Origin of the sequence: Thioalkalivibrio sp. ALE21 (assembly GCF_003208255.1) — a bacterium.
Taxonomy (GTDB): domain Bacteria; phylum Pseudomonadota; class Gammaproteobacteria; order Ectothiorhodospirales; family Ectothiorhodospiraceae; genus Thioalkalivibrio; species Thioalkalivibrio halophilus.
This window is the reverse complement of record NZ_QKMA01000003.1, coordinates 144,391-166,765: the sequence shown is the minus strand read 5'-3', so window position 1 is coordinate 166,765 and position 22,375 is coordinate 144,391. Positions and strand designations below refer to the sequence as shown.

Here is a 22,375-nt window from a genome sequence, read left to right as displayed (position 1 = left end):
CGTGGAACATCCCTCCTCCTTTCACCCCCCGACCCGCCGACCGCCAGACTCGGCCGGCTTTGCGGTACAATGACGGGATTGTCACCTGCCGGAAGCGCATCCATGGCCGACCACGAAATCCCCGCCGATCCCGCCGCCTATGATTCCAGCCAGATCCGTGTCCTCAAGGGCCTGGACGCGGTGCGCAAGCGTCCGGGGATGTACATCGGCGATACCGATGACGGCACCGGTCTGCACCACATGGTCTTCGAGGTGGTGGACAACTCCATCGACGAGGCCCTGGCCGGACACTGTGACAGCATCGAGGTCGTGATCCACGAGGACAACGCCATCAGCGTTGCCGATAACGGCCGAGGGATTCCTACGGATGTCCATGAGGAAGAGGGGAAATCCGCGGCCGAAGTGATCCTCACCGTCCTGCACGCCGGCGGGAAGTTCGACAACAATTCCTACAAGGTCTCGGGTGGCCTCCACGGGGTAGGCGTGTCGGTCGTCAACGCCCTGTCGGAAGAGCTTCGCCTGGAGATCCATCGCGATGGCCAGCGGCACGAACAGATCTACCACCTCGGCGTACCGGAGACCGATCTGACCGTGGCGGGGGCGACCGAACGGCACGGTACCCGCATCTGGTTCCGGCCCAGCAGCGAAATCTTCTCCGACGTCGAGTTCCATTACGAGATCCTCGCCAAACGCCTGCGCGAGCTTTCGTTCCTCAACTCGGGGGTGCGCATCACGCTCCGAGACCTGCGCGACAACCGCGAAGAGACCTTCGTGTTCGAAGGCGGTATCCGTGCCTTTGTCGAGCACCTGAACCAGAAAAAGACCGCCCTGCATCCCACGGTCATCTACGCCGACCAGATGCGGGACGACTACGCAGTGGAGATCGCCCTGCAGTGGAATGATTCGTATCAGGAGAATATCTTCTGCTACACCAACAACATTCCGCAGCGCGATGGCGGCAGCCACATGGCCGGTTTTCGCGCCGCGCTCACCCGCACGATCAACCAGTATCTCGAGCGCGAGGGCCTGACCAAAAAGGCGAAGGTCGCCACGGCCGGCGATGACATGCGGGAGGGTCTGACGGCGGTCCTGTCGGTGAAGGTCCCCGACCCGAAATTCTCGTCCCAGACCAAGGACAAGCTGGTCTCCTCCGAGGTGAAGCCGATCGTCGATTCGGTGCTCTCCGATGCGCTGGGCGCCTTCCTGCTGGAAAATCCGCCCGAGGCCAAGGCGATCACCGACAAGGTGCTGGACGCCGCCCGCGCCCGCGAGGCCGCGCGCAAGGCACGCGAAGTCACCCGTCGCAAGGGCGCACTGGACGTTGCCGGCCTGCCCGGCAAGCTGGCCGACTGCCAGGAAAAGGACCCGTCCCGCTCGGAACTCTACCTGGTGGAGGGGGACTCGGCCGGCGGTTCGGCCAAGCAGGGCCGCGACCGCCATTTCCAGGCGATCCTTCCGCTCAAGGGCAAGATCCTCAACGTGGAACGCGCGCGTTTTGACCGTATGCTTGGCTCTGCCGAGGTCGGTACGCTGATCACCGCCCTGGGCTGCGGAATCGGCAAGGACGAATACGACCCCGACAAGCTGCGCTATCACCGCATCATCATCATGACCGACGCGGATGTCGACGGCTCGCACATCCGCACCCTTCTGCTGACCTTCTTCTTCCGGCAGATGCCGGAGCTGATCGAGCGCGGCCACGTCTATATCGCCCAGCCGCCGCTCTACAAGATCAAGCGCGGCAAGCGCGAGCAGTACATCCGCGACGAACAGGAGATGCAGCAGATCATCCACTCCCTGGCCCTGGACGGGGCAGCGCTGCACCCCGCCGCCGAGGCCCCCGCGATCACCGGAGAAGCATTCGAGGACCTGATCCGCGCCTACCAGGCGGCCGCCGCGGCGGTCGGGCGTCTGGGACGTCTGTATGACCCCCGCGTCCTGTGGGGCATGCTGGAAGCGCCACCCATGCCGCGTCCGCGCTCGGTGACCGAACCCGCGGTTCAGCAATGGTTCCAGGCGATTCTCGACGGACTGTCGAGTGACAAGGCGGGTGCCACGCGCTACGAACTGGAGGCCGATCGCGACGCCGACGGTCATGACCGGCTCGCACTCCATCGTCTCGAGCACGGCGCCCGGATGTCACAGCACCTCACCGACGACACCCTGGCCTCGCGCGATTTCCAGGCGATACTCGATCTGTCCGAACGCCTGCAGAGCCTGCTGGACGAAGGCGCCTACATTCAGCGCGGCGAGCGGCGTCATGAAATCGTCCGTTTTTCCGAAGCCATGGAGTGGCTGCTGGCCGAAGGCCGGCGTGGGCTGTCCGTCCAGCGGTACAAGGGCCTCGGGGAAATGAACGCCGAGCAGCTGTGGGAGACGACCATGGATCCCGAATCCCGTCGCCTCCTGCAGGTCCGCGTGGAGGACGCGATTCGCGCGGACGAGATCTTCACCACCCTGATGGGCGACCAGGTCGAACCGCGTCGCGACTTCATCGAGACCCGTGCGCTGAGCGCCGAAAACGTCGACATCTGAGCCGCGCGCGTCGCCCGTGCTCGCTCTGCTGCTGGCCCTTGTCGCCGTGACCGGCCTCGTCTGGCTGGGGCGGACGGCGGCCCGTCTCGCCCACTGTCACCGCCAGGTCACCCGCGCCTGGGAACAATTCGATGTCCTGGTGTGCCAGCGTAATGCGCTTTTGCCGCGGGCTCTGACCGAACTCGCGGTCCCGCCGGCCCGCCGCGCCGGCCTGGACACCGCCCTGGAGGCACATGAATCCGCACGCCGCCACGGCAATCCACCGCAACTTGCGGCGGCCGAGCGAGACCTGCGCAAGAACTGGGACCTGCTCGCCGAGGAATTCGATGAATCCACCCGCGATCACTCCGGCGTCCGTCGCATCGAGGCCCTGGATGTAGCCATCACGGATGCCATTCGTCGTTACAATGCGGCCCTTGGCGCCTATCGCTCGCTGTGCCGAACCCCTTCGGGCGTACTGATCGCGCGCCTGACCGTCCGTGGTCCCTACGCCCCCCTGGAGCCGTCCCACCAGCGCGAGCGTGCACATTGATCCGTGTTTCCCTGACAGTGGCATAATCCTGTTCCCAAACACCGACCCCGGGAGCCGTCGTGTCCAATCCGTTGCTGAACGTGGATTCCCTGCCCGCGTTCCGGTCCATCGAGCCGGATCATGTGATCCCGGCCATTGATCAGTTGCTCGCCGACAATCGCCGCGAGATCGATGAACTCGTCGCCCGCGCCGGTGACCGGCCCACCTGGGACAACCTGGTCGCCCCTCTCCAGCACCTCGAAAATCGCCTGGAGACCGCCTGGTCGCCGGTCAGCCATCTGAATTCGGTGATGAATTCGCCGGCCCTGCGCGAGGCCTACAATGCGTGCCTGCCCAGGCTGTCGGATTACGGTTCCTGGCTGTCCCAGCACCAGGGCCTGTACCAGGCTTTCCGCGCGCTGGCCGATGGCGATGAATACCCGCGCCTTTCGCCGCAGCGGCGCAAGGTCATCGACGATGCCCTGCGTGACTTTCATCTGAGCGGTGTCGATCTCCCCGCCGAGGCGCGCGACCGCCTGCGGCAGATCGACGGGCGGCTCTCCGAGCTGACCGCGAGCTTCGAGGAGAATGTGCTGGACGCCACTCAGGCCTGGGCCTATCCGCTACACGAGGAGGGCGAACTCGCCGGCCTGTCCGATTCCGACCGCGCCCTGCTGGCCCGGAACGCCCGTGACCACGAGCTGGACGCCCCCTGGGCCGCCACCCTCGACTTCCCCAGCGTGCACGCCGTCCTCACTCACGCCGACGATCGGGCGTTGCGCGAACGCGTCTATCACGCCTTCGTCACCCGAGCCTCGGAGACCGGCCCGCACGACCTCGCCTACGACAACTCCGCCAACATGGTCGAAATCCTGCAGCTGCGCCAGGAAAAGGCCGAACTCACCGGTTTTCCCCGTTACGCCCATCGTTCGCTGTCCACCAAGATGGCCGAGACGCCGGAGCAGGTGGAGCAGTTTCTCGCCGATCTCGCCCGCCGGGCCCGCCCCCGGGCCGAACGCGACCGCGCCGAGCTGGAGCGCTTCGCCCGCGAGGAACTGGACCTAGAGCAACTCGAATCCTGGGATGTGGCCTGGGCCGCGGAGAAGATGCGCGAGCGCCGGCTCGGACTCTCGCAGGAGATGCTGAAACCGTATTTCCCCGCCACCCGGGCCGTTGACGGTCTGTTCCGTCTGGTCGAACGCCTGTTCGGGGTCCGCTTCGAGGCCGATCCCGCGATCGAGACCTGGCACGACGACGTGACCTTCTACCGCATCTTCGGACCCGAGGGCGATGAACGCGCCGGCTTCTATCTGGACCTCTACGCCCGCCGCAACAAGCGCGGAGGCGCCTGGATGGATGTCTGCCGCCAGCGCTATGCGCGGCCTGACGGATTGCAGCTGCCCGTGGCCTACATGACCTGCAATTCCACGCCGCCGGTGGATGACCAGCCCGCGCTGTTCACCCACGACGAGGTGATCACGCTCTTTCATGAATTCGGCCACGGCCTGCACCACATGCTGACGCGGGTCGACGAGCCCGAGATCGCCGGCATCAACGGTGTGGAATGGGATGCGGTCGAGCTGCCCAGCCAGTTCATGGAAAACTGGTGCTGGGAGCGGGAACCGCTGGACCTCTTCGCCAGGCATCACGAGACCGGCGAACCAATGCCGGAGGACCTGTACGAACGCCTGCAGGGCACACGTCATTTTCATGCTGCCCTGCAGCTGCTGCGCCAGGTGGAATTCTCCATGTTCGACATGCGCCTGCACGACCGTCCGGCCCCGACGGATCCCGCAGAGATCCAGGACCTGCTGGACGCGGTGCGGCAGGAGGTCGCGGTCTTCATTCCGCCGTCGTATAACCGCTTTCCCCACGGCTTTGCCCATATCTTCGCGGGGGGCTACGCCGCGGGTTACTACTCCTACAAGTGGGCCGAGGTGCTCTCGGCGGATGCCTTTGCCCGGTTCGAGGAGGAGGGCCTGTTCTCGCGCGAGGCCGGCGCCGACTACCTGCACGAGATCCTCGAGGCGGGGGCATCCCGCCCTGCCGCGGATTCCTTTCGCGCGTTCCGCGGCCGCGACCCGCAGATCGATGCGCTGCTGCGCCACAGTGGACTGGAGGAGAAGGCCGCGTGAAGATCGCCAGCTGGAACGTCAATTCCCTGAAGGTGCGCCTGCCCCAGGTCCTGTCATGGCTGGGGACGTCGCATACCGACATCCTCGCCCTGCAGGAGACCAAACTGACCGACGAAGCCTTCCCCGTGGCCGCCATCCACGAGGCCGGCTATCAGGTGGTCCATTCCGGCCAGAAAACCTATAACGGGGTCGCCATCCTGTCGCGCACCGAGGCCACCGACGTGGTGACCGACCCGCCCGGGCTCGAGGACGCCCAGCGCCGTATCCTCGCCGCGACCATCGCCGGCGTGCGGGTGGTGAACCTGTACGTGGTCAATGGCGAGGCCGTGGATTCGGAAAAATACGCCTACAAGCTCGACTGGCTGTCGCGGGTCCGGCGCTGGCTGGAAGAAGAGGCCCGGCACCACGACAGGCTCGTGGTCCTCGGCGATTTCAATATCGCGCCGGACGACCGCGACGTTCACGATCCGGAGGCCTGGGAGGGCAAGGTCCTGTGTTCGGCACCCGAACGCGAAGCGTTGCAGTCCCTGCAGGCCCTGGGGCTGGCGGATACGTTCCGCGCGTTTGATCAGTCCGAAGGTGAATTCTCCTGGTTCGACTACCGAGCCGCGTCCTACCGCCGCAATCGCGGGTTGCGCATCGATCTGATCCTCGCGTCGGCGGCCCTCGCCAGCCGGCTGGCGGGGGCCGGTATCGACCGCGAACCCCGCGCCTGGGAACGCCCCTCCGACCATGCCCCGGTATGGGCGGAATTCACCGACGACTGACCCCGTCTGACCCGCCACCGGTACCACCACCCGTCACGGGAGGACCCATGCAGTACAAGGATCTGCGCGATTTCATCGACGGCCTGGAACAGCGGGGAGAGCTCCGCCGCGTCCAGCGCGAGGTCAGCCCCGATCTGGAGATGACCGAGATCAGCGACCGCGTACTGCGTGCCGGCGGTCCCGCCCTGCTGTTCGAGAACCCGACCGGTTCCGACATCCCGGTGCTGGCCAATCTGTTCGGCACGCCGGAACGGGTGGCCCTCGGCATGGGCGAGGATTCGGTGGAGGCGTTGCGCGAGGTCGGCCGCCTGCTGGCCTTTCTCAAGCAGCCCGATCCGCCCAAGGGTCTGAAGGCGGCCTGGGAGCAGCTCCCGGTGTTCCGCAAGGTCCTCGACATGGCGCCGAAGAAGGTGCGCAGTCCGGACTGCCAGCGACACGTGCTCGAGGGTGATGACGTCGACCTGAACCAACTGCCGGTGCAGACCTGCTGGCCGGGCGATGCCGGGCCCCTGATCACCTGGGGCCTGGTCGTGACCCGCGGCCCGGAGAAGACCCGACAGAACCTGGGCATCTATCGCCAGCAGGTCATCGGACGCAACCGCGTGATCATGCGCTGGCTGTCACACCGGGGTGGCGCTCTGGATTATCAGGAATGGTGCCGGGCTCACCCGGGCGAGCCGTTCCCGGTGGCCGTGACCCTGGGTGCAGATCCGGCGACGATCCTGGGGGCGGTCACCCCGGTACCGGATACCCTGTCGGAGTATGCCTTCGCCGGCCTGCTGCGCGGGCGCCGGACCGAACTGGCCACCTGTATCGGCTCCGATCTGCAGGTGCCCGCCTCCGCGGAATTCGTCCTCGAGGGCCATATCCATCCAGGCGATAACGCGCCGGAAGGACCCTTCGGCGATCACACCGGATACTACAACGAGGTCGACGAATTCCCGGTCTTCACCGTCGACCGGATTACCCACCGCGACCAGCCGATCTATCACTCGACCTACACCGGCCGCCCGCCCGACGAGCCGGCCATTCTCGGGGTCGCGCTCAACGAGGTCTTCGTCCCGATCCTGCAGAAGCAGTTCCCGGAGATCGTGGATTTCTACCTTCCTCCCGAAGGCTGTTCCTACCGCCTCGCGGTGGTCTCCATGCGCAAGCAGTACCCCGGCCATGCCAAGCGGGTGATGATGGGGGTCTGGAGTTTCCTGCGGCAGTTCATGTACACCAAGTTCGTCATCGTGGTCGACGAAGACGTGAACACCCGCGACTGGAAGGACGTGATCTGGGCGATCACCACCCGCATGGATCCGGTGCGCGATACCACGCTGGTCGAGAATACACCTATAGATTATCTGGATTTTGCCTCGCCGGTATCCGGTCTGGGATCCAAGATGGGGATGGATGCGACATCCAAATGGCCCGGCGAGACCGACCGCGAATGGGGCCGACCCATCAGCATGGATCCGGCCGTGAAGGAACGGGTGGACGCCATCTGGGACGAACTGGGGCTCTGAACCCGCGACCCGGCTGTCGGGCTGCCCCCCCCCGGGGCTCCAGCCGATCCCCTCCGCAGGAAAGGGAGCGGGACCGGGGACATCCGGGCCCGCTCCGTTGGTCGGGGGCTCAGTTGCCCAGATGGGCGCCGTCTTCCGGCACCCGCGACCATGCGGCGATATCCGAGCCCATCGCGCGGATCGTGCGTCCCATCACCGAACAGGTACCCTTGAATCCGCCGAAGGCGCCGCCACCGGAGATGCGACGAGAGGTGAAGTCCGCGACGGCTTCACCGTCCTCGTACAGTGTCCCTTCGGCTTCGCTGAAGGCACGGTGCCCGGACCAGGCATTCCCGTCGTTGCGCGCCTGGGTGATTTCCACCATCAGGACCTGGCCGCCGTCCGCCGGGCTCGCGTCACCGCGCTCCTCGAAGCGAATGTCATGCCGTGCACCGAACTCCTGCACGAACTCCGGAAAGCGTTCTTCCAGCTCGCATTCATTGCGGATGGCCTGCGTCACCACCGCATCATCGCTGTAGGCGAAGCGCTCGGGCATCACGATGGTGACCGCCGGATCACTGACCGCCGGCGCCGCCTGCGCCTCCCCGCCCGAATCCCGGGTCTCGTTCGCGGCACAGCCACCCAGTGCCAGGACGCCCGCTGCGGCCAGCACGCTCAGGTATTGCTTCTTTTGCATGGCTTTCTCCCCTTTGCCCATTGTGGTCTCGCGAAGTCTGCCCCAGAACCCACCCTTCATGCACCCCCCGAATCGGGGGGGCGCGGCGAATCCGGGCGGTCGTTCCGGAATCCTTGCGGTTGCTTGCGTTCCCCGGTTCTCTGACCACAATGAACGCCTTTCCTGCATGGAGCATTCCCCAATGGCCTTTGACGTCACCATCCAGCCCAGCGGCCACCAGTTCGAAGTCGAGGACGACGAGACCGTCCTCGAGGCCGGCCTGCGTCAGGGATACGCGTTCCCTTACGGGTGCCGCAACGGTGCCTGTGGTTCCTGCAAGGGTCGGGTGCTGTCGGGCGAGGTGGATCATGGTCCCAAACTGCCACCGGGCATTACCGAGGCCGAGCTGGCCGACGGCCTGGCGCTGTTCTGCCAGGCGGTCCCGGTGGATGATCTGGAGATCGAGGTGCGCGAGATCGGCGCCGCCCGTGATATCGAGGTCAAGACGCTGCCGTGCCGCGTGGCGGCCCTCAACCGCCTGGCCGATGACGTGATGGAACTGCGTATCCAGCTCCCCGCGCGGGAACGCCTGCAGTTCCTCGCCGGGCAGTACCTCGACGTGTTGCTGAAGGGGGGTGAACGCCGCAGCTATTCCCTGGCCAACGCTCCGCACGACGACGAACAGCTGATCCTGCACGTGAAATACGTCGAGGGCGGACGCTTCTCGGCCCATGTGTTCGAAGAGATGCAGCCCAAGGCCCTGCTGCGTATCGAGGGCCCGCTGGGGCAGTTCTTCGTGGACGAGGAATCGCCGCGCCCGCGCCTGTTCGTGGGCGGGGGGACCGGTTTCGGTCCGCTGAAGGGGATGCTGGACCACCTCGCGAACGAGGGCCTGGACCGGCGGCACCACCTGTTCTGGGGCGCGCGGGAGGCGGCGGGAATCTATGCTCCCGAGTGGCTGCAGGCCATGGCGGCTGCGGAACCGGAGCACTTCCGTTTTACCCCGGTTCTGTCCGATCATCCGCAGGACGAGGCGGCGGGCTTCGCCGCGCGGGCGGGACTGCCCCACGATGCGGTGCTGGCCGAATATCCGGATCTGTCCGGCTTCGATGTCTACATGGCGGGGCCGCCACCCATGGTGCATGCGGCCCGCGAGGCTTTCCGTGCGGCGGGTCTCCCCCCCGAGCAGCTCTACTACGACAGCTTCGAGCCGGCGGGCGGATCCTGACCGGGGCACGTGCCCCTGTTCGCCTGCGAGCAGTCTCCTGCCGGTTTCGTGGGAGCGGGACCGACCCTGTCTCAGCCGTCGCTGCCGTCCAGGCGCGCCGCGAGACGGCGTGCGGCCGCCAGCATGGACGCGTCGGTAGGATCTTCGGCCGTCTCCACCGCGGCCTTGAAGCCGAGCTCCTGCGCGATTTCGGCGATGCGCTCGCTGCCGACCACCAGCGGGGTCTTGCGCAGCCACATGCGTCCCAGCTTGCCGACCATCTCGTAGAGATTGCGCAGGCCCTCGCCCGAGGTAATGGTGATGATGTCGATCTGCCCGCGCGAGAACGCATACATCAGATCCCCGGTGTCCCCCTCCGGGCGGCCGCGCCGGTAGGCCTCGGCGAAGGTCACCGTGGCGCCGCGTTCGCGCAGAGTATCTCCCAGCAGCTCGCGCCCGCCGTCCCCGCGGAAGATCACCACCCGCTTGCCGCCCACCTCCTGCATCGCCGGCTCCGCCAGCAGCGCCTCGCTGTCAAAGCGGCGGGGCGGGGCGATGTCGGGCGCGTGGCCGAAACTGCGCAATTCCTGGGCCGTCCGGTTGCCGATCGCGGCGATGGCGGTCCCGGCGGGCCACTCACGATCCGCCAGCGCCAGGTTCATCACGCGCTGAACGGCGTTGGGGCTGATGAACACCGCAATATCGAACTGATCCAGCTCGTCCAGCACCGCGCGCAGATTGGTGGGATCGCTGGGTGCGAGGATCTCCAGCACCGGGAAGCGGATCACCCGGGCCCCTTCACTCTCCAGCGCCTCACAGAACGGTTCCGCCTGAGCGGCGGGCCGGGTCACCAGAATGCCCCGGTCGGCGAGGGTCGGGGCCCGGCTCCGGGCGGCGGTTTCGGCATCGGCCATGATGCGGTCCTCAGTGATCGTTCATTGCGGCGCGCAGGAGTTCCCCGGCGCCCAGTTCCAGCAGCTCGTCCGCCAGGCGGATGCCCAGTGCCTCGGCATCGGCACGGGGCCCGCGTACCTCGCGCTGCAGCAGCTGGCTGCCATCGACCGCGCCCACCAGCCCGCGCAGCCACAGGCCACCGTCGGACTCGAGGATCGCATGGGCGGCCAGCGGTACCTGACAACCCCCCTCGAGCCGGCGGTTGAACGCGCGTTCCGCGCGTACGCGATCGCTGGTATCCGGATCATTCAGGCTGGCGATCCGTGCTTCCACCTCGTTGTCCCCGTCGCGGCATTCGATCGCGATGGCCCCCTGACCGACGGCGGGCAGGCTGACCTCGGGTTCCAGGCAGTTGCGAATGCGCGCATCGAAGCCGAGGCGCTTGAGTCCCGCCGCGGCCAGCAGGATCGCGTCGTATTCGCCGGCATCCAGCTTGCCCAGCCGCGTGTTCACGTTGCCGCGCAGGTCATGGACCTCCAGATCGGGCCGGCGGGCACGCAGCTGGCACTGGCGACGCAGGCTGGAGGAGCCGACCCGCGCGCCCTGCGGAAGCTCGTCCACGTGCCCGTAGTGATTCGACACGAACGCATCCAGAGGATCCTCGCGATCGAGGATGACGGGCAGGGCCAGACCTTCCGGAAGCTCCATCGGGACATCCTTGACCGAATGCACCGCGATATCCGCGCGATCTTCCAGCAGCGCGTTCTCCAGCTCCTTCACGAACAGGCCCTTGCCGCCGATTTTCGCCAGCGGCGAGTCGAGCACGCGGTCGCCCTGAGTGGTCATGCCCACCAGTTCGACCGGCCGGTCGGGGTGTGCCGCGCGCAGACGCTCGGCGACGTGTTCGGCCTGCCACATGGCCAGCGGACTCTTGCGGGTGGCGATGCGTAGCGGTTTCATGCAGTGTCCCGTTCGGGGAACCCGGTGGTTTGTCCCGGGTCCATAAAAACGACGTAGTATAACGGCTCGCAACCCGCAGCCGAAAAACCGATGGACAAGTTCATGATGACACGCAACCGGATTCTCGCGGCCTTCGGCCTGGCCGCGGCCATGCTGTTCGCCGGACCGGCTCAGGCGGAGCTGGAACGGGTGACCGACCTGCAGGCGCTCAAGGACAACGGCGAGCGCAAGCCCACCGTGGTGATGTTCACCGCCGAGAATTGCCCCTACTGCGAGCTCGCGAAGGAGGCCCATCTGGGCCCGATGAGCCGTGACGAGGCCCATTCCGACGTCAATATCCTCATGGTGGAGATGAACGGCGAAGAAGTCCGTGATTTCGATGGCGATACCATGCGTGGCTCCGAGCTGGGGAACCGGTACGGGGCCCGCGTGACCCTCACCCTGGTGGCGTTCGACGCCGAGGGCAATCCGGTCGGGCGCCCGCTGGTGGGCATTCCCAACGAGGAGCTCTACCGCAGTCAGGTGCGCATGCGCATCAACGCCGCACGCCAGGGCAGCTGACCCGCGCCACGTCCCGCCGGACCGGACCCGCGCGGATCAGGCCCGCCCGGATCACACCCGGGTGTGCCGCCGCAGAAACTCGCGCACTCGGGCCAGCTGCCGCCGGCTCACCGGTACCGGATCGCGCCCGTCACGAAACCGCAGACGATGGTCGCCGGCGTTGCGGGTCTCCAGGCCCGCCACGTTCCGGGCCACCGCCAGGGCCCCGCGGTGCACGCGCAGCACCTCGTCCCCCAGGGCCTGCTCCAGATCCTGCAGCCGAGCCTCGACGAAGCCCTCGAGGTCCCGCCCGCGTGCGACTACGCAGCCATCCTCGGTGACGAAACAGTCGATCGCATCCAGCTGCACCGACTCTTCGCGTCGGCCGATGCGCAGGCGTATGGCCGGCGGCTCGTCCGGCTGCCCGGATCCGTCCGTTGCATGCCGGGCTCGTTCCAGAGCCTGCTCCAGTCGCTCCCGGCGTACGGGCTTGAGCACGTAGTCGCGCACCCCCGCTTCGAAGGCCTGCAGGCCGAAAGCCTCGTGTGCGGTGACCAGGATCACGACCATTTCGGGATGGCTCCGCGCGAGTTCGCCCGCCAGCTCGATCCCGCGCTCGCCGGGCATCTCGATGTCCAGCAGCAACACCCGGGGCCGGTAGGTCTGCAGGGCCGTGCGTACCTCGCCGGCGTCCGCGGCTTCCGCCACCACCCGGTGGCCCAGTTCGGTCACCAGGTCGCGCAGCCGCTCGCGCGCGACCGGTTCGTCATCCGCGATCAGCAATTCCATGGATCAGCGTCTCCCTCTCCCTCTCTCCGAATCCGGTCGATCCGGCAGCGTGCGCGGTATCTGCAGCCGGACGACGAATTCGTCTCCGTCACGTTGCGCGTGAAGCGATGCCCGATCCCCAAAGGCGTGGCGCAGGCGCAGCCGGACCGCGTCGCTGGCGGTTCCGGTACCGGCCGGGGCGGCCACCTCCGGCAGGCTGTTGCGGATCTCGACGCTCAGCGTATCCCGTTCCCGGTGGATCCGGATTCCGAGATGGCCCCGCCCGCGGGCCGGTGCGATGCCGTGCTGGATAGCGTTCTCCACCAGCGGCAACAGAACCAGTGACGGGATTTCCTGTTCCAGCGACGGGTCCTCGGGCCACTCCCGATCAATCCGGAAGCGATCGCCCAGGCGCGTCTGTTCCACCCGCAGATAGCCCTCGACCAGTTCCAGCTCCTCGCGCAGGGTATGGTGGTCGGCGCCGTTGAACGCGGCGCGAAACAGATCGGCAAGATCCAGGGTGACCTCTTCCGCGCGCGCGGGATCCGTCCGGCACAGCCCGGCGATGGTGTTCATGCTGTTGTAGAGGAAATGCGGCCGAAGCCGTGCTCGCATGGCCTGCTCGCGGGCTCGCGCCACGGCCCGGGTCTCGCGTTCCCAGGCGGTCTGCAGGTAGAGGTAATGCATCGCGACCAGGCTCAGGATCACCGCGATGCCCAGCACCGGCAGACGCAGCTCGGGATCCGCCAGCTCCACCGACTCGGCGGCGTGCTGCACCAGCGCGGTATTGACGATGGGGACCAGCGGCGGCAGCACGATCTGCAGGGTTAGCGGGCCACGCCGCAGCAGGCGCTGCAGCAGACACAGGATCAGCAGACTGGTGAGTGCGACCCAGAAGATGAACAGTGCATACAGTGCCAGGGTCCCCAGCCAGTCCCCGGTGCCGGGTCGCAGCAGGGTAATCGCCAGGGCCAGAAGTACCGCCAGCATGAGCACGCGCAGCAGGGTCTCCGCGCCACAGAAATCCGGTAGCGGCGAGACGCGGTCCGCGCGGCCCTCGTCAACCCGCTCGTTCCCGCTGGACGACCCCGGTTCCGGGCGCATGGCAGTCGCTCTCCCTGTATACTTCCCTGTCGTTCAAAACCCCGTTCAGAGTGCACCATGACGCAGGATTCCCCGCAGGACAAGCCGGCCTCCGAAGCCAAGCTCTGGGGTGGCCGCTTCTCCGAGCCCACCGATGCCTTCGTGGAGCGATTTACCGCCTCGGTGGAATTCGACCGCCGCCTCTACCGCGAGGATATCCTCGGCTCGCAGGCCCATGCGCGCATGCTGGCGAAGGTGGGGGTCCTGAGCGAGGACGAGGCGCGGCGGATCGTTGACGGGCTGGACGCCATCCGCGAGGAGATCGCCGCCGGGGAGTTCGACTGGCAGGTGGGCCGCGAGGATGTCCACATGAACATCGAGGCGCGCCTGATCGAGCGCATCGGCGATGTCGGCAAGAAGCTGCACACCGGCCGTTCGCGCAACGACCAGATCGCCACCGACATCCGCCTGTGGCTGCGCGCCGCGATCGACGAGATCATCGAACTGATTCGTTCCTACCAGAGCGGCCTGGTGGATCTGGCCGAGCGCGAGGCCGACACCATCATGCCCGGGTTCACCCATCTGCAGACGGCCCAGCCGGTGACCTTCGGCCACCACATGCTGGCGTGGTACGAGATGCTCGAGCGCGATGCCGAACGGCTGCGCGACTGCCGGCGCCGGGTGAACGTCCTGCCGCTGGGCGCCGCTGCCCTGGCGGGTACCCCGTACCCCCTGGACCGGGAATACGTGGCGGAACAGCTCGGATTCGACGGGGTCACGCGCAACTCGCTGGATGCGGTGTCGGATCGCGATTTCGCGATCGAATTCACCGCGGCGGCCTCGACCCTGATGATGCATCTGTCGCGTCAGGCCGAGGAGCTGGTGCTGTGGACCAGCGCCCAGTTCGACTTCATCGAGCTGCCGGATCGTTACTGCACCGGATCCTCCATCATGCCGCAGAAGAAGAACCCCGACGTGCCCGAGCTGGTGCGCGGGAAGACCGGCCGGGTGTATGGCCATCTGACCAGCCTCCTGACCCTGATGAAGAGCCAGCCGCTGGCCTACAACAAGGACAACCAGGAGGACAAGGAACCGTTGTTCGATACCGTGGACACCCTGCTGGGCTCCCTGCGGGCGTTCGCCGACATGGTCCCCAACCTGGCCGTGCGTCGTGCGAACACCCTGGCGGCCACTACCCGCGGTTTTGCCACCGCCACCGATCTCGCCGACTACCTGGTGGAGCGGGGCGTGGCCTTCCGCGACGCCCACGAGGTGGTGGGCCGTGCGGTGCGCCTGGCGCAGGAGCGGGGTGTGGACCTGGCACAGCTGTCACTGGGGGAACTGCAGCAGCTGAGTGCCGCGGTGGGCGAGGATGTCCACGGGGTGCTGACCGCCGAGGGCTCGGTGGCCGCCCGCCGGGTGACCGGCGGGACGGCGCCGGAACAGGTCCGGCGCCAGGTCGCGGCTGCGCGCGCGCGTCTGGCCGCAGCCGGGGATCAGTCCTCGACGTAGCCGTCGACCACGTCCCACATCACGTTGCCGTGGATGACCTCGTATTCCAGTAGCAGCTGGCCGAAGCGGTCGCCGCTCTCGAAATGGGCGAGCACCCAGCGCGCGTTGAGTACGTAGATCCCGTCTTCGCGGAACTCGGCGGTGTCACCGTCGCGCAGGACCTCGGGAACCAGTTGCGGATTCTCGACCAGATCCTCGGACAGCCGGCGCTCCGGGTTGGTCATCCCCAGACGCTGCAGCTGCTGGATGTCGGCGTTGCGCAGGCCGATCTCCACCGGGCGCGGCACCTCCTCGCGGGTGTATTCGGCCAGCTGCATCTGGGCCTCCAGCAGCTCGCGGTTGGCCTCGGTGACGTCGTGCTCCAGGCCTTCGGCGCGCGCGATGTAGATCGCCAGGATGATGACGAAGAACGCCATCAGGCCCAGCCACATCAGGCGTTCACGGGTACGCAGGCGACCCGGATCCTCGTTGTCGGTCTCGGGGTTGCGGTTTTCATCATCCTGGGACACGGCGGTTCTCCTCGGTTGCGGGCGGGCGGTAGTCCCGGGCCGAGTGGGCCCATGGGACGTACCCTCGACATGTGGCGCATGATAACCCGCAATGTTCCCGCTGCCGAGGTGCCGCCCCATGTCCGCCGCCGAGCCGAACCGCGAACGTCCTCCGGAGACACCGCCGTCGGGCGCCGGGCTGGAATGGATCAACCGTTTCGCCGCGCTGCCGGACGCCTTCCATCACCGCCCGGAGCCGGCCCCGTTCCCCGGGGCCCGGCTGCTCGCCAGCAGTCCGGCGATGCGCGAGCGTCTGGGTCTGACGCCCGAGGATCTCGCCGCGGAACCGTGGCTCGGCATGATTACCCGCGGCGAGCCGGTGGCGGGCACGCCGCAGGTCGCCAGCGTGTATGCGGGTCACCAGTTCGGGGTCTACGTGCCGCAGCTGGGCGACGGCCGGGCCAAGTTGCTGGGCGAGGTGCGCACGCCCGCCGGCGAGCACTGGGAACTGCAGAGCAAGGGCTCCGGTCCGACCGCGTTCTCGCGTCATGCCGACGGACGCGCGGTGCTGCGCTCGTCGATCCGCGAATACCTGGTTTCCGAGCACATGGCGGCGCTGGGTATCCCCACCACGCGCGCGGTGGCCCTCTACGGGTCCTCGCTGCGGGTGTTCCGTGAGCGCATCGAGAGTGGCGCGGTGGTACTGCGCGCGGCGCCCAGCTTCCTGCGTTTCGGGCATTTCGAATACTTCCACTATGCCGGTTATCCGGAGCGGCTGCGCCAGCTGATCGACTACGCGCTGGATCACGACTTTCCCGAGCACCGGGACGCGGAGGACCCGGTCCGGGCGATGCTGGAGACCGTGACCGCCCGCACCGCCGAGCTGATGGCCGACTGGCAGGCAGTGGGCTTCAGCCACGGGGTCATGAACACCGACAACATGAGCCTGACCGGGCTCACCATCGACTACGGCCCGTTTGCGTTCATGGACGCCTACGACCCCGATTACATCTGCAACCACACCGACCAGGGGGGCCGTTACGCCTTCGGCCGTCAGCCGGGCGTGGCTCAGTGGAACCTGATCCGTCTGGCGGAGACCCTGGTGGGGCAGTTCCGTGCCCCCGACATCGACACCGCGGTGGAGCAGGCGAAGCCCGTCCTCGAGGCGTACCAGGAGCAGTTCCGCGCGGCCTGGTTGCGGCGCATGCGCGCCAAGCTGGGCCTGCAGCTCGGACGTGACGAGGACGAGGCCCTGATCCAGGATCTGCTCGCCCGGATGGCGGCCGAAGGCGTCGACTACACCCGTTTCTTCCGTCAGTTGCCGGCGCTGGAAGACGGGGACGCGCGTCAGGGATTCCTCGAGGAGCTGGAAGACCCGCGTGCCTGGGCGGCCTGGGAGGATCGCTGGCGTGCCCGTCTGGGCCACGAGACGCGACCGACCGCGGAGCGCCATGCGGCGATGCGGGCGGTCAACCCGAAATATATCCTGCGCAACCACCTGGCGCAGGCTGCCATCGAACGCGCCGAGGAGGGTGACCTGTCGGAGGTCGAGCGACTGCAGCGCGTGCTGAGCCGGCCATTCGACGAACAGCCGGAGGACGAGGACCTCGCCGGGCTGCCGCCGGCCTGGGCCAGCGGCATCCAGCTCAGCTGCTCGTCCTGAGGGGAGGCGCTGCCCGGCTTCAGGCCGAGTCGGGGACCTCTTCCAGCAGCAGGCTGCGTCCGCCCATCGCACTCGGCTTGGGCACGCCCATCAGTTCGAGCACCGTGGGGGCGACGTCGGCGAGTCCGCCGCCGGTACGCAGGCGCCAGCGCTGGCTGTCGAGGATCATGCACATCACCGGGTAGATGGTGTGCTGGGTGTGCGGTGCCCCGGTGACCGGGTCGACGTATTCGTCGCAGTTGCCGTGGTCGGCGGTGACGATCACCGAGTACTCCTGGGCCTCGGCCGCATCCAGCACCCGCCCGACCTCGCGGTCGAGGGTGTGAACGGCTTCGATCAGGGCCTCGCGACGGGCGGTATGGCCCACCATGTCGCCGTTGGCGAAATTCACCAGGATGAAGCCGTAACGCCCGCTTTCCATCGCCTTGATGGTCTCGTCGGCCACCTCGCGCGCGCTCATCTCCGGCTGCTCGTCATAGGTGTCCACCGCGGGCGAGGGCACCATCACCCGCTTCTCGCCCGCATAGGGTTCCTCCTTGCCGCCGTTGAAGAAGAAGGTCACGTGGGCGTACTTCTCGGTCTCCGCGCAGTGGAACTGCGGGATCCCGGCGGAGGCGATGGTGGAACCCAGGGTGGTGGACGGGCGTTCCGGGGGAAACGCGATCGGCGACAGAAAGCGCGGGTCGTATTCGGTCAGGCAGGTCTCCGAGACCGGGTGGAAATCCCCGCGATCGAACCCGTCAAAATCATCCATGCCCAGGGCGGCGGTGAGCTGGCGCGGGCGGTCGTTGCGGAAGTTGAACAGCACGCATTCCGCCTCGGTGCCCATCGGCGCCCCGCCATTGATGATGCGGGGCTTGATGAATTCGTCATCCTCGCCCGCGGCCCAGGCACCCTCGATCGCCTCGCGCGCACTGCCGACCGGTTCGCCTTCCGCGTAGGCCATGGCGCGGAAGGCCTTCTCCGTGCGGTTCCAGCGCTTGTCACGGTCCATGGCGTAGTAGCGTCCGCAGACCGTGGCGATGAACCCGCCGGCCTGTTTCAGCTCCTGTTCCAGGACCTCGAGATAGTTCAGCGCCGAGCGAGGCGCGGTATCACGGCCGTCGGTGATCATGTGCACGATCGGCCGGGCGCCTTCCTGGCGGCAGATGCCGATCAGGGCCACCAGGTGCCGGATATGCGAATGCACGCCGCCGTCGGACACCAGTCCGATCAGGTGCAGGGGCTGGTCCTTGGAGGCCGCGGCCCGCGCCGCGCTCACCAGGGCATCGTTCTCGAAGAAACTCCCATCGGCGATGGCATCGTCGATGCGCACGAGATCCTGATTGACCACCGTCCCCGCTCCCAGCGTCAGGTGGCCGACCTCCGAGTTGCCCATCTGCCCGTCGGGCAGGCCAACCGCGCGTCCGCAGGCATCCAGGGTGGTGTGCGTGCGGGTCGACAGATAACGGTCGAGGTTGGGGGTGTCCGCCTCGGCGTAGGCGTTGTTGAGCTTGCTGGGGTTCACGCCCACCCCATCCATGACGATGAGGAGGACGGGGCGGCGAGGGGTGGTGCGTGGATCAGCCATCGCGGTCTCGGTACCTGGGTGCGTGGGTGGGACGAATCATCAGTGAAGGCTGAATTTTACCAGCTCCGCACGCGGTTTGGAGGTCCGCGACCGTCGCGAATCAGCGGGGATCGCGCTCGGGGCGGCCCCCGGATTCGTCCGGCGTGTCGTCCGCCGCATCGTCCGGCCCATCTGTGCGGTTGCCCGCGGATGCGGTTCCGCGTCGGGCGTCTTCGGCCTCGATGCGATCGAGTTCGGCATCCATCTCCGCCTCGGAAAGCGGGGTGTAGCCGGTGCGGGCCGCGGGGGACGGACGCGTCTCGTCGGAGGTGTCGGCCCGGGCCCTGCTCGCGGGTTCGGGCTGGTTGCCGCCGGAGCTCCCCCGCGGTGCGGGGCCGGAATCCAGTCCGCTCCGAGGTCCCGCGCCCGGGCTGCCGCCCGGTCCGCCATCGGGGTCATCGGGCCCGTCCGGGTCGTCATCGGGGGCGGCCTTCTGTTCGGCCTTGCGCCGCTCCATGATGCGCGCAAGGATCAGGCCGACCTCGAACAGCAACCACATCGGCAGGGCCAGCAGGGTCTGCGAAATGATGTCCGGCGGAGTCAGGACCATGCCCACGAGGAACACCCCGACGATCACGTACGGGCGCTTGGCGGCCAGCTTCTCGGTGGTGGTGGCCCCCATGGTCACCAGCAGGATGGTGGCCACCGGCATCTCGAAGGCGATGCCGAAGGCGATGAACAGCAGGATGACGAAATCCAGGTAGCGCGAGATGTCCGTCATCACGTCCACGCCTTCGGGCGCGGCCGCGGTGAAGAACGCGAAGATCAGCGGAAAGACCACGAAATAGGCGAACGCCATCCCGAGGTAGAACAGGATCGTCGATGACGCGACCAGCGGCCCGGCCAGGCTCTTCTCGTGCTGATAAAGCCCCGGCGCGATGAACGCCCAGAGCTGATAGAGCAGGTACGGGATGCTGATCGCCACCGCCAGCAGCAGGGTCAGCTTGAACGGGATCAGAAACGGCGCGGCCACCTCGATCGCGATCATGCTGGTGCCTTCCGGCAGATGCGCCATCAGCGGATCGGCCAGGAAGGTATAGAGCTGGTTGGCGAACGGGAACAGGATCAGGAACACCACCAGCACGGCGATGAACATCCGCAGGACCCGGTCGCGCAGCTCGATCAGGTGGGAGAGCAGGGTCTCGGTGGCCTCTTCCGTGGGTTCGACCCCCGGGCTGGTCTTGCTCATGGGCGTTCGTCAGGCGTGCGGGGTGAGTGGTCGGTGTCGGTTTCCTGCGGCCCGTCGCCGCCCTGTTCTTCCGGAGATTCCGGCGCCTGCTGGTTGCGGCGCTGCGGCCGGCGGCCGCCGGTGCGCCGCCGGGGCGTTTCTTCCCGAGCGTCTTCCCGCGTGCTGCGCTGTTCGCGTTCGGCCGCCAGAGCGGGATCTTCGGTGGCCAGGTCCGGGCCCATGTCGTGGCTGACGGGTACGCGTTCGAGGTCGCCGCCGTCCGCGTCCCAGGCCGGTCCCTCCGGCGCGGGTCCCGCCTCGGCGTCCTGCGTGCCGGCATCTTCCACCGAATCGGTGCGGGAGGTGTCGGTTTCGCGACCGGCCGGCTCCGGAGGGGTGCGACGTTCGCGAACCGCGGGACGTGCCGGCTTCGCCGGTGGCGTGTCCCCGTCGCCCGACTCGCCGGCATCCGCATCCGCCCGGGAGTCGTCGGTGTCGCGCAGCTCGCGGTTGATCTCGCGCTCGGTCTGCTCCAGATCCTCGCGCAGGCTGGTCTCGGTATCCTCGACCATGTGCTTGAGCTCGCGGATCTCGCGGTCCTGGCTCTTGACCATCTCGCGCAGCTCCTCGGTCTGGAATTCCCGCTCCACGTCCGAGCGCACGCTCTGGACAAAGCGCCGGGTCTTGCCGACGAACCGGCCGATCTCGCGCGCAAGGCCGGGCAGGCGCTCCGGTCCCACGACCAGGAGCGCCACCACGACGATGATCAGGATTTCCCAGAAGCCGATGTCGAACATGGACTAGCGCCGCTGCCGGCCGGTCGTTGCGGACCGGAACCGGATCAGGCGTTCTTGTCCGACGAGTCGTTGTCGCCGGACTTCTCGCTGCGCTTTTTCACCTCGGCGTCGACCACGCGACCTTCGTCGTCCTCGCTCTGGTTCTCGACGCCCGGCTTTTCGCCTTCCGCGCCTTCCTCGCCTTCTTCCTTCTTCTGGTTCTCGCCGTCGGGGTCCTTGACCGCCTGCCGGAAGTTCTTCAGCGCGGAGCCGACGTCACCGCCCATGTTGCGCAGTTTCTTCGTGCCGAACAGCAGGACCACGATCAGAAGGATGATCAGGAGCTGCCAGATGCTGATACCACCAATACCCATGGAGTGTCTCCGAAATAAGTTCCTTGCCGGACAGCCTGACCGGGGAGGGTTCCCGAATCAACCAGGCCGCCTATTTGTCCGAACGCTGTCCTGCGACTTCGCGGCCGGCCTTTTCCTCCACGCCGGACAGGCCGAAACGCCGGGCCAGTTCGTCGAGGACGTCGTCGGGGTGCCGGTCGCGCGCCCGCAGGACAATGAGGGTATGAAACCACAGGTCGGCCATTTCCGACACCAGCGCATCGGCGTCGTCGTCCTTGGCCGCCAGCACCGCCTCGGTGGCTTCTTCGCCCACCTTCTTGAGCATGGCATCCAGGCCGCGTGCCTGCAGCTTCGCGACGTAGGAGCGTTCGGGGTCCGCGGAGCGTCGCTCGTCGATGACCTCGGCCAGCGCCGCCAGCAGGTGCTCGCGCGGGGTTGCGGAGGGATCGTTCACGCCGTCACCTCCTGCAGAGGACGCACGGGCACCCCCGCGGCTTCCATCGCGGCCTTGGCCTCGCCGACCGTGTGCTCGCCGAAGTGGAAGATGCTGGCCGCCAGCACGGCATCCGCGTGCCCGGTGGTCACGCCCTCGACCAGGTGTTCCAGGCTGCCCACGCCGCCCGAGGCGATCACCGGGATGTTCACCGCGTCGCTCACCGCACGCGTCAGTTCCAGGTCGAAGCCGCTGCGGGTGCCGTCGCGGTCCATGCTGGTCAGCAGGATCTCCCCGGCACCCAGTTCGGCCATGTATTGCGCCCATTCGATCGCATCCAGGCCGGTCTCGCGGCGCCCGCCGTGGGTGAAGATCTCCCAGCGTGGGGGTTCGCCCTCGGCGCTGGTGCGGCGCGCGTCGATGGCCACCACGATGCACTGCGAGCCGACCCAGTCGGCGGCTTCGCGTACCAGTTCGGGCCGGTGAACCGCCGCAGTGTTGATGGACACCTTGTCCGCCCCGGCGTTCAGCAGACGGCGGATGTCGTCCACCGCGCGCACGCCGCCGCCCACGGTCAGCGGGATGAAGACCTGCGAGGCGACTTCTTCGACCACGTGCAGGATGGTGCTGCGGTCGTCGGAGGAGGCGGTGATGTCGAGGAACGTCAGCTCGTCGGCCCCCTGGGCGTCGTAGCGCCGGGCGATCTCCACCGGGTCACCGGCGTCGCGGATGCCGACGAAGTTCACGCCCTTGACCACGCGGCCGGCGTCCACGTCCAGGCAGGGGATGATGCGGCGTGCCAGCATC

21 protein-coding genes are annotated in these 22,375 nt (G+C 67.4%); 9 read left to right on the top strand and 12 right to left on the bottom strand.

Annotated features, from left to right (window positions below; translation table 11 throughout):
* The first annotated feature begins 102 nt into the window (after nucleotides 1–102).
* Genes gyrB through ubiD form a run of 5 tightly spaced genes read left to right on the top strand, consistent with a single transcriptional unit; the run spans nucleotide 103 to nucleotide 7,459 of the window.
* Complete coding sequence (gyrB, locus tag D893_RS03990; RefSeq protein ID WP_018947257.1) at nucleotides 103–2,535, top strand: DNA topoisomerase (ATP-hydrolyzing) subunit B; 2,433 nt, start codon at nucleotides 103–105, stop codon at nucleotides 2,533–2,535.
* A gap of 16 nt (nucleotides 2,536–2,551) precedes the next feature.
* Nucleotides 2,552–3,067, top strand: a complete 516-nt coding sequence (locus tag D893_RS03985) for a hypothetical protein (RefSeq protein WP_018947258.1) — start codon at nucleotides 2,552–2,554, stop codon at nucleotides 3,065–3,067.
* A 59-nt stretch (nucleotides 3,068–3,126) separates the two neighbouring features.
* Nucleotides 3,127–5,181 carry a M3 family metallopeptidase gene (locus D893_RS03980; RefSeq protein WP_110619189.1) on the top strand — a complete coding sequence of 685 codons (2,055 nt, stop codon included), beginning with the start codon at nucleotides 3,127–3,129 and terminating at the stop codon, nucleotides 5,179–5,181.
* Nucleotides 5,178–5,948, top strand: coding sequence for an exodeoxyribonuclease III (gene xth, locus D893_RS03975; RefSeq protein WP_018947260.1), 771 nt, complete (start codon nucleotides 5,178–5,180; stop codon nucleotides 5,946–5,948). The genes D893_RS03980 and xth overlap by 4 nt, the downstream gene beginning before the upstream one ends.
* 47 nt (nucleotides 5,949–5,995) lie before the next feature.
* Nucleotides 5,996–7,459 (top strand): 4-hydroxy-3-polyprenylbenzoate decarboxylase, encoded by a 1,464-nt coding sequence (ubiD, locus tag D893_RS03970; RefSeq protein WP_110619188.1) that lies wholly within the window; start codon nucleotides 5,996–5,998, stop codon nucleotides 7,457–7,459.
* 109 nt (nucleotides 7,460–7,568) lie between these two features.
* On the opposite strand, the gene D893_RS03965 is transcribed toward ubiD, so the two are convergent.
* Nucleotides 7,569–8,135, bottom strand: a complete 567-nt coding sequence (locus D893_RS03965; RefSeq protein ID WP_018947262.1) for a hypothetical protein — start codon at nucleotides 8,133–8,135, stop codon at nucleotides 7,569–7,571.
* 181 nt (nucleotides 8,136–8,316) lie between these two features.
* Between D893_RS03965 and D893_RS03960 the strand changes: the two genes are divergently transcribed.
* Nucleotides 8,317–9,342: a CDP-6-deoxy-delta-3,4-glucoseen reductase gene (locus D893_RS03960; protein WP_110619187.1), complete on the top strand. Its 1,026-nt coding sequence runs from the start codon at nucleotides 8,317–8,319 to the stop codon at nucleotides 9,340–9,342.
* 71 nt (nucleotides 9,343–9,413) lie between these two features.
* Here the strand turns inward: D893_RS03960 and D893_RS03955 are convergent, their stop codons facing one another.
* Both D893_RS03955 and hemC read right to left on the bottom strand, forming a co-directional pair.
* Entirely contained in the window at nucleotides 9,414–10,235 is an 822-nt protein-coding gene (locus D893_RS03955; RefSeq protein WP_018947264.1) for a uroporphyrinogen-III synthase, read from the bottom strand.
* A 10-nt stretch (nucleotides 10,236–10,245) separates the two neighbouring features.
* Entirely contained in the window at nucleotides 10,246–11,175 is a 930-nt protein-coding gene (hemC, locus tag D893_RS03950) for a hydroxymethylbilane synthase (protein WP_110619186.1), read from the bottom strand.
* A gap of 90 nt (nucleotides 11,176–11,265) precedes the next feature.
* Here hemC and D893_RS03945 point away from each other — a divergent pair, with 90 nt between their 5' ends.
* On the top strand, nucleotides 11,266–11,736 hold the full coding sequence (locus D893_RS03945; RefSeq protein WP_110619185.1) for a thioredoxin fold domain-containing protein: 471 nt from the start codon (nucleotides 11,266–11,268) through the stop codon (nucleotides 11,734–11,736).
* A 51-nt stretch (nucleotides 11,737–11,787) separates the two neighbouring features.
* Here the strand turns inward: D893_RS03945 and D893_RS03940 are convergent, their stop codons facing one another.
* Together D893_RS03940 and D893_RS03935 are read right to left on the bottom strand one after the other, a co-directional pair.
* Nucleotides 11,788–12,504, bottom strand: coding sequence for a LytTR family DNA-binding domain-containing protein (locus tag D893_RS03940; RefSeq protein WP_018947267.1), 717 nt, complete (start codon nucleotides 12,502–12,504; stop codon nucleotides 11,788–11,790).
* Nucleotides 12,505–12,507: 3 nt separating this feature from the next.
* Nucleotides 12,508–13,587, bottom strand: coding sequence for a histidine kinase (locus D893_RS03935; RefSeq protein ID WP_018947268.1), 1,080 nt, complete (start codon nucleotides 13,585–13,587; stop codon nucleotides 12,508–12,510).
* Nucleotides 13,588–13,644: 57 nt separating this feature from the next.
* On the opposite strand from D893_RS03935, the gene argH reads away from it, so the two are divergent.
* Nucleotides 13,645–15,078 carry an argininosuccinate lyase gene (gene argH, locus D893_RS03930; RefSeq protein ID WP_110619184.1) on the top strand — a complete coding sequence of 478 codons (1,434 nt, stop codon included), beginning with the start codon at nucleotides 13,645–13,647 and terminating at the stop codon, nucleotides 15,076–15,078.
* On the opposite strand, the gene D893_RS03925 is transcribed toward argH, so the two are convergent.
* On the bottom strand, nucleotides 15,063–15,587 hold the full coding sequence (locus D893_RS03925) for a hypothetical protein (protein ID WP_018947270.1): 525 nt from the start codon (nucleotides 15,585–15,587) through the stop codon (nucleotides 15,063–15,065). The genes argH and D893_RS03925 overlap by 16 nt on opposite strands.
* A 118-nt stretch (nucleotides 15,588–15,705) precedes the next feature.
* On the opposite strand from D893_RS03925, the gene D893_RS03920 reads away from it, so the two are divergent.
* Nucleotides 15,706–17,229: a protein adenylyltransferase SelO gene (locus tag D893_RS03920; protein ID WP_018947271.1), complete on the top strand. Its 1,524-nt coding sequence runs from the start codon at nucleotides 15,706–15,708 to the stop codon at nucleotides 17,227–17,229.
* Nucleotides 17,230–17,248: 19 nt separating this feature from the next.
* Here the strand turns inward: D893_RS03920 and gpmI are convergent, their stop codons facing one another.
* The 6 genes from gpmI to hisF form a co-directional block, all read right to left on the bottom strand.
* Complete coding sequence (gene gpmI / locus D893_RS03915) at nucleotides 17,249–18,799, bottom strand: 2,3-bisphosphoglycerate-independent phosphoglycerate mutase (RefSeq protein WP_018947272.1); 1,551 nt, start codon at nucleotides 18,797–18,799, stop codon at nucleotides 17,249–17,251.
* A 100-nt stretch (nucleotides 18,800–18,899) separates the two neighbouring features.
* The gene (gene tatC / locus D893_RS03910) at nucleotides 18,900–20,027 is read right to left on the bottom strand and encodes a twin-arginine translocase subunit TatC (protein WP_018947273.1); all 1,128 of its coding nucleotides are present in this window, start codon (nucleotides 20,025–20,027) and stop codon (nucleotides 18,900–18,902) included.
* Nucleotides 20,024–20,803 (bottom strand): Sec-independent protein translocase protein TatB, encoded by a 780-nt coding sequence (gene tatB / locus D893_RS03905; protein ID WP_018947274.1) that lies wholly within the window; start codon nucleotides 20,801–20,803, stop codon nucleotides 20,024–20,026. The genes tatC and tatB overlap by 4 nt, the downstream gene beginning before the upstream one ends.
* 44 nt (nucleotides 20,804–20,847) lie before the next feature.
* On the bottom strand, nucleotides 20,848–21,156 hold the full coding sequence (tatA, locus tag D893_RS03900; RefSeq protein ID WP_018947275.1) for a twin-arginine translocase TatA/TatE family subunit: 309 nt from the start codon (nucleotides 21,154–21,156) through the stop codon (nucleotides 20,848–20,850).
* 70 nt (nucleotides 21,157–21,226) lie between these two features.
* Nucleotides 21,227–21,589 (bottom strand): phosphoribosyl-ATP diphosphatase, encoded by a 363-nt coding sequence (locus D893_RS03895; RefSeq protein ID WP_018947276.1) that lies wholly within the window; start codon nucleotides 21,587–21,589, stop codon nucleotides 21,227–21,229.
* Nucleotides 21,586–22,374 carry an imidazole glycerol phosphate synthase subunit HisF gene (gene hisF, locus D893_RS03890; RefSeq protein WP_018947277.1) on the bottom strand — a complete coding sequence of 263 codons (789 nt, stop codon included), beginning with the start codon at nucleotides 22,372–22,374 and terminating at the stop codon, nucleotides 21,586–21,588. The genes D893_RS03895 and hisF overlap by 4 nt, the downstream gene beginning before the upstream one ends.
* Nucleotide 22,375 lies beyond the last annotated feature (1 nt).

Coding starts and splice junctions, on each gene's coding strand:
- gyrB (WP_018947257.1), top strand. CDS start 103: ATGGCCGACCACGAAATCCCCGCCGATCCCGCCGCCTATGATTCCAGC.
- ubiD (WP_110619188.1), top strand. CDS start 5,996: ATGCAGTACAAGGATCTGCGCGATTTCATCGACGGCCTGGAACAGCGG.
- D893_RS03965 (WP_018947262.1), bottom strand. CDS start 8,135: ATGCAAAAGAAGCAATACCTGAGCGTGCTGGCCGCAGCGGGCGTCCTG.
- D893_RS03960 (WP_110619187.1), top strand. CDS start 8,317: ATGGCCTTTGACGTCACCATCCAGCCCAGCGGCCACCAGTTCGAAGTC.
- D893_RS03955 (WP_018947264.1), bottom strand. CDS start 10,235: ATGGCCGATGCCGAAACCGCCGCCCGGAGCCGGGCCCCGACCCTCGCC.
- hemC (WP_110619186.1), bottom strand. CDS start 11,175: ATGAAACCGCTACGCATCGCCACCCGCAAGAGTCCGCTGGCCATGTGG.
- D893_RS03945 (WP_110619185.1), top strand. CDS start 11,266: ATGGACAAGTTCATGATGACACGCAACCGGATTCTCGCGGCCTTCGGC.
- D893_RS03940 (WP_018947267.1), bottom strand. CDS start 12,504: ATGGAATTGCTGATCGCGGATGACGAACCGGTCGCGCGCGAGCGGCTG.
- D893_RS03935 (WP_018947268.1), bottom strand. CDS start 13,587: ATGCGCCCGGAACCGGGGTCGTCCAGCGGGAACGAGCGGGTTGACGAG.
- argH (WP_110619184.1), top strand. CDS start 13,645: ATGACGCAGGATTCCCCGCAGGACAAGCCGGCCTCCGAAGCCAAGCTC.
- D893_RS03920 (WP_018947271.1), top strand. CDS start 15,706: ATGTCCGCCGCCGAGCCGAACCGCGAACGTCCTCCGGAGACACCGCCG.
- gpmI (WP_018947272.1), bottom strand. CDS start 18,799: ATGGCTGATCCACGCACCACCCCTCGCCGCCCCGTCCTCCTCATCGTC.
- tatC (WP_018947273.1), bottom strand. CDS start 20,027: ATGAGCAAGACCAGCCCGGGGGTCGAACCCACGGAAGAGGCCACCGAG.
- tatB (WP_018947274.1), bottom strand. CDS start 20,803: ATGTTCGACATCGGCTTCTGGGAAATCCTGATCATCGTCGTGGTGGCG.
- tatA (WP_018947275.1), bottom strand. CDS start 21,156: ATGGGTATTGGTGGTATCAGCATCTGGCAGCTCCTGATCATCCTTCTG.
- hisF (WP_018947277.1), bottom strand. CDS start 22,374: ATGCTGGCACGCCGCATCATCCCCTGCCTGGACGTGGACGCCGGCCGC.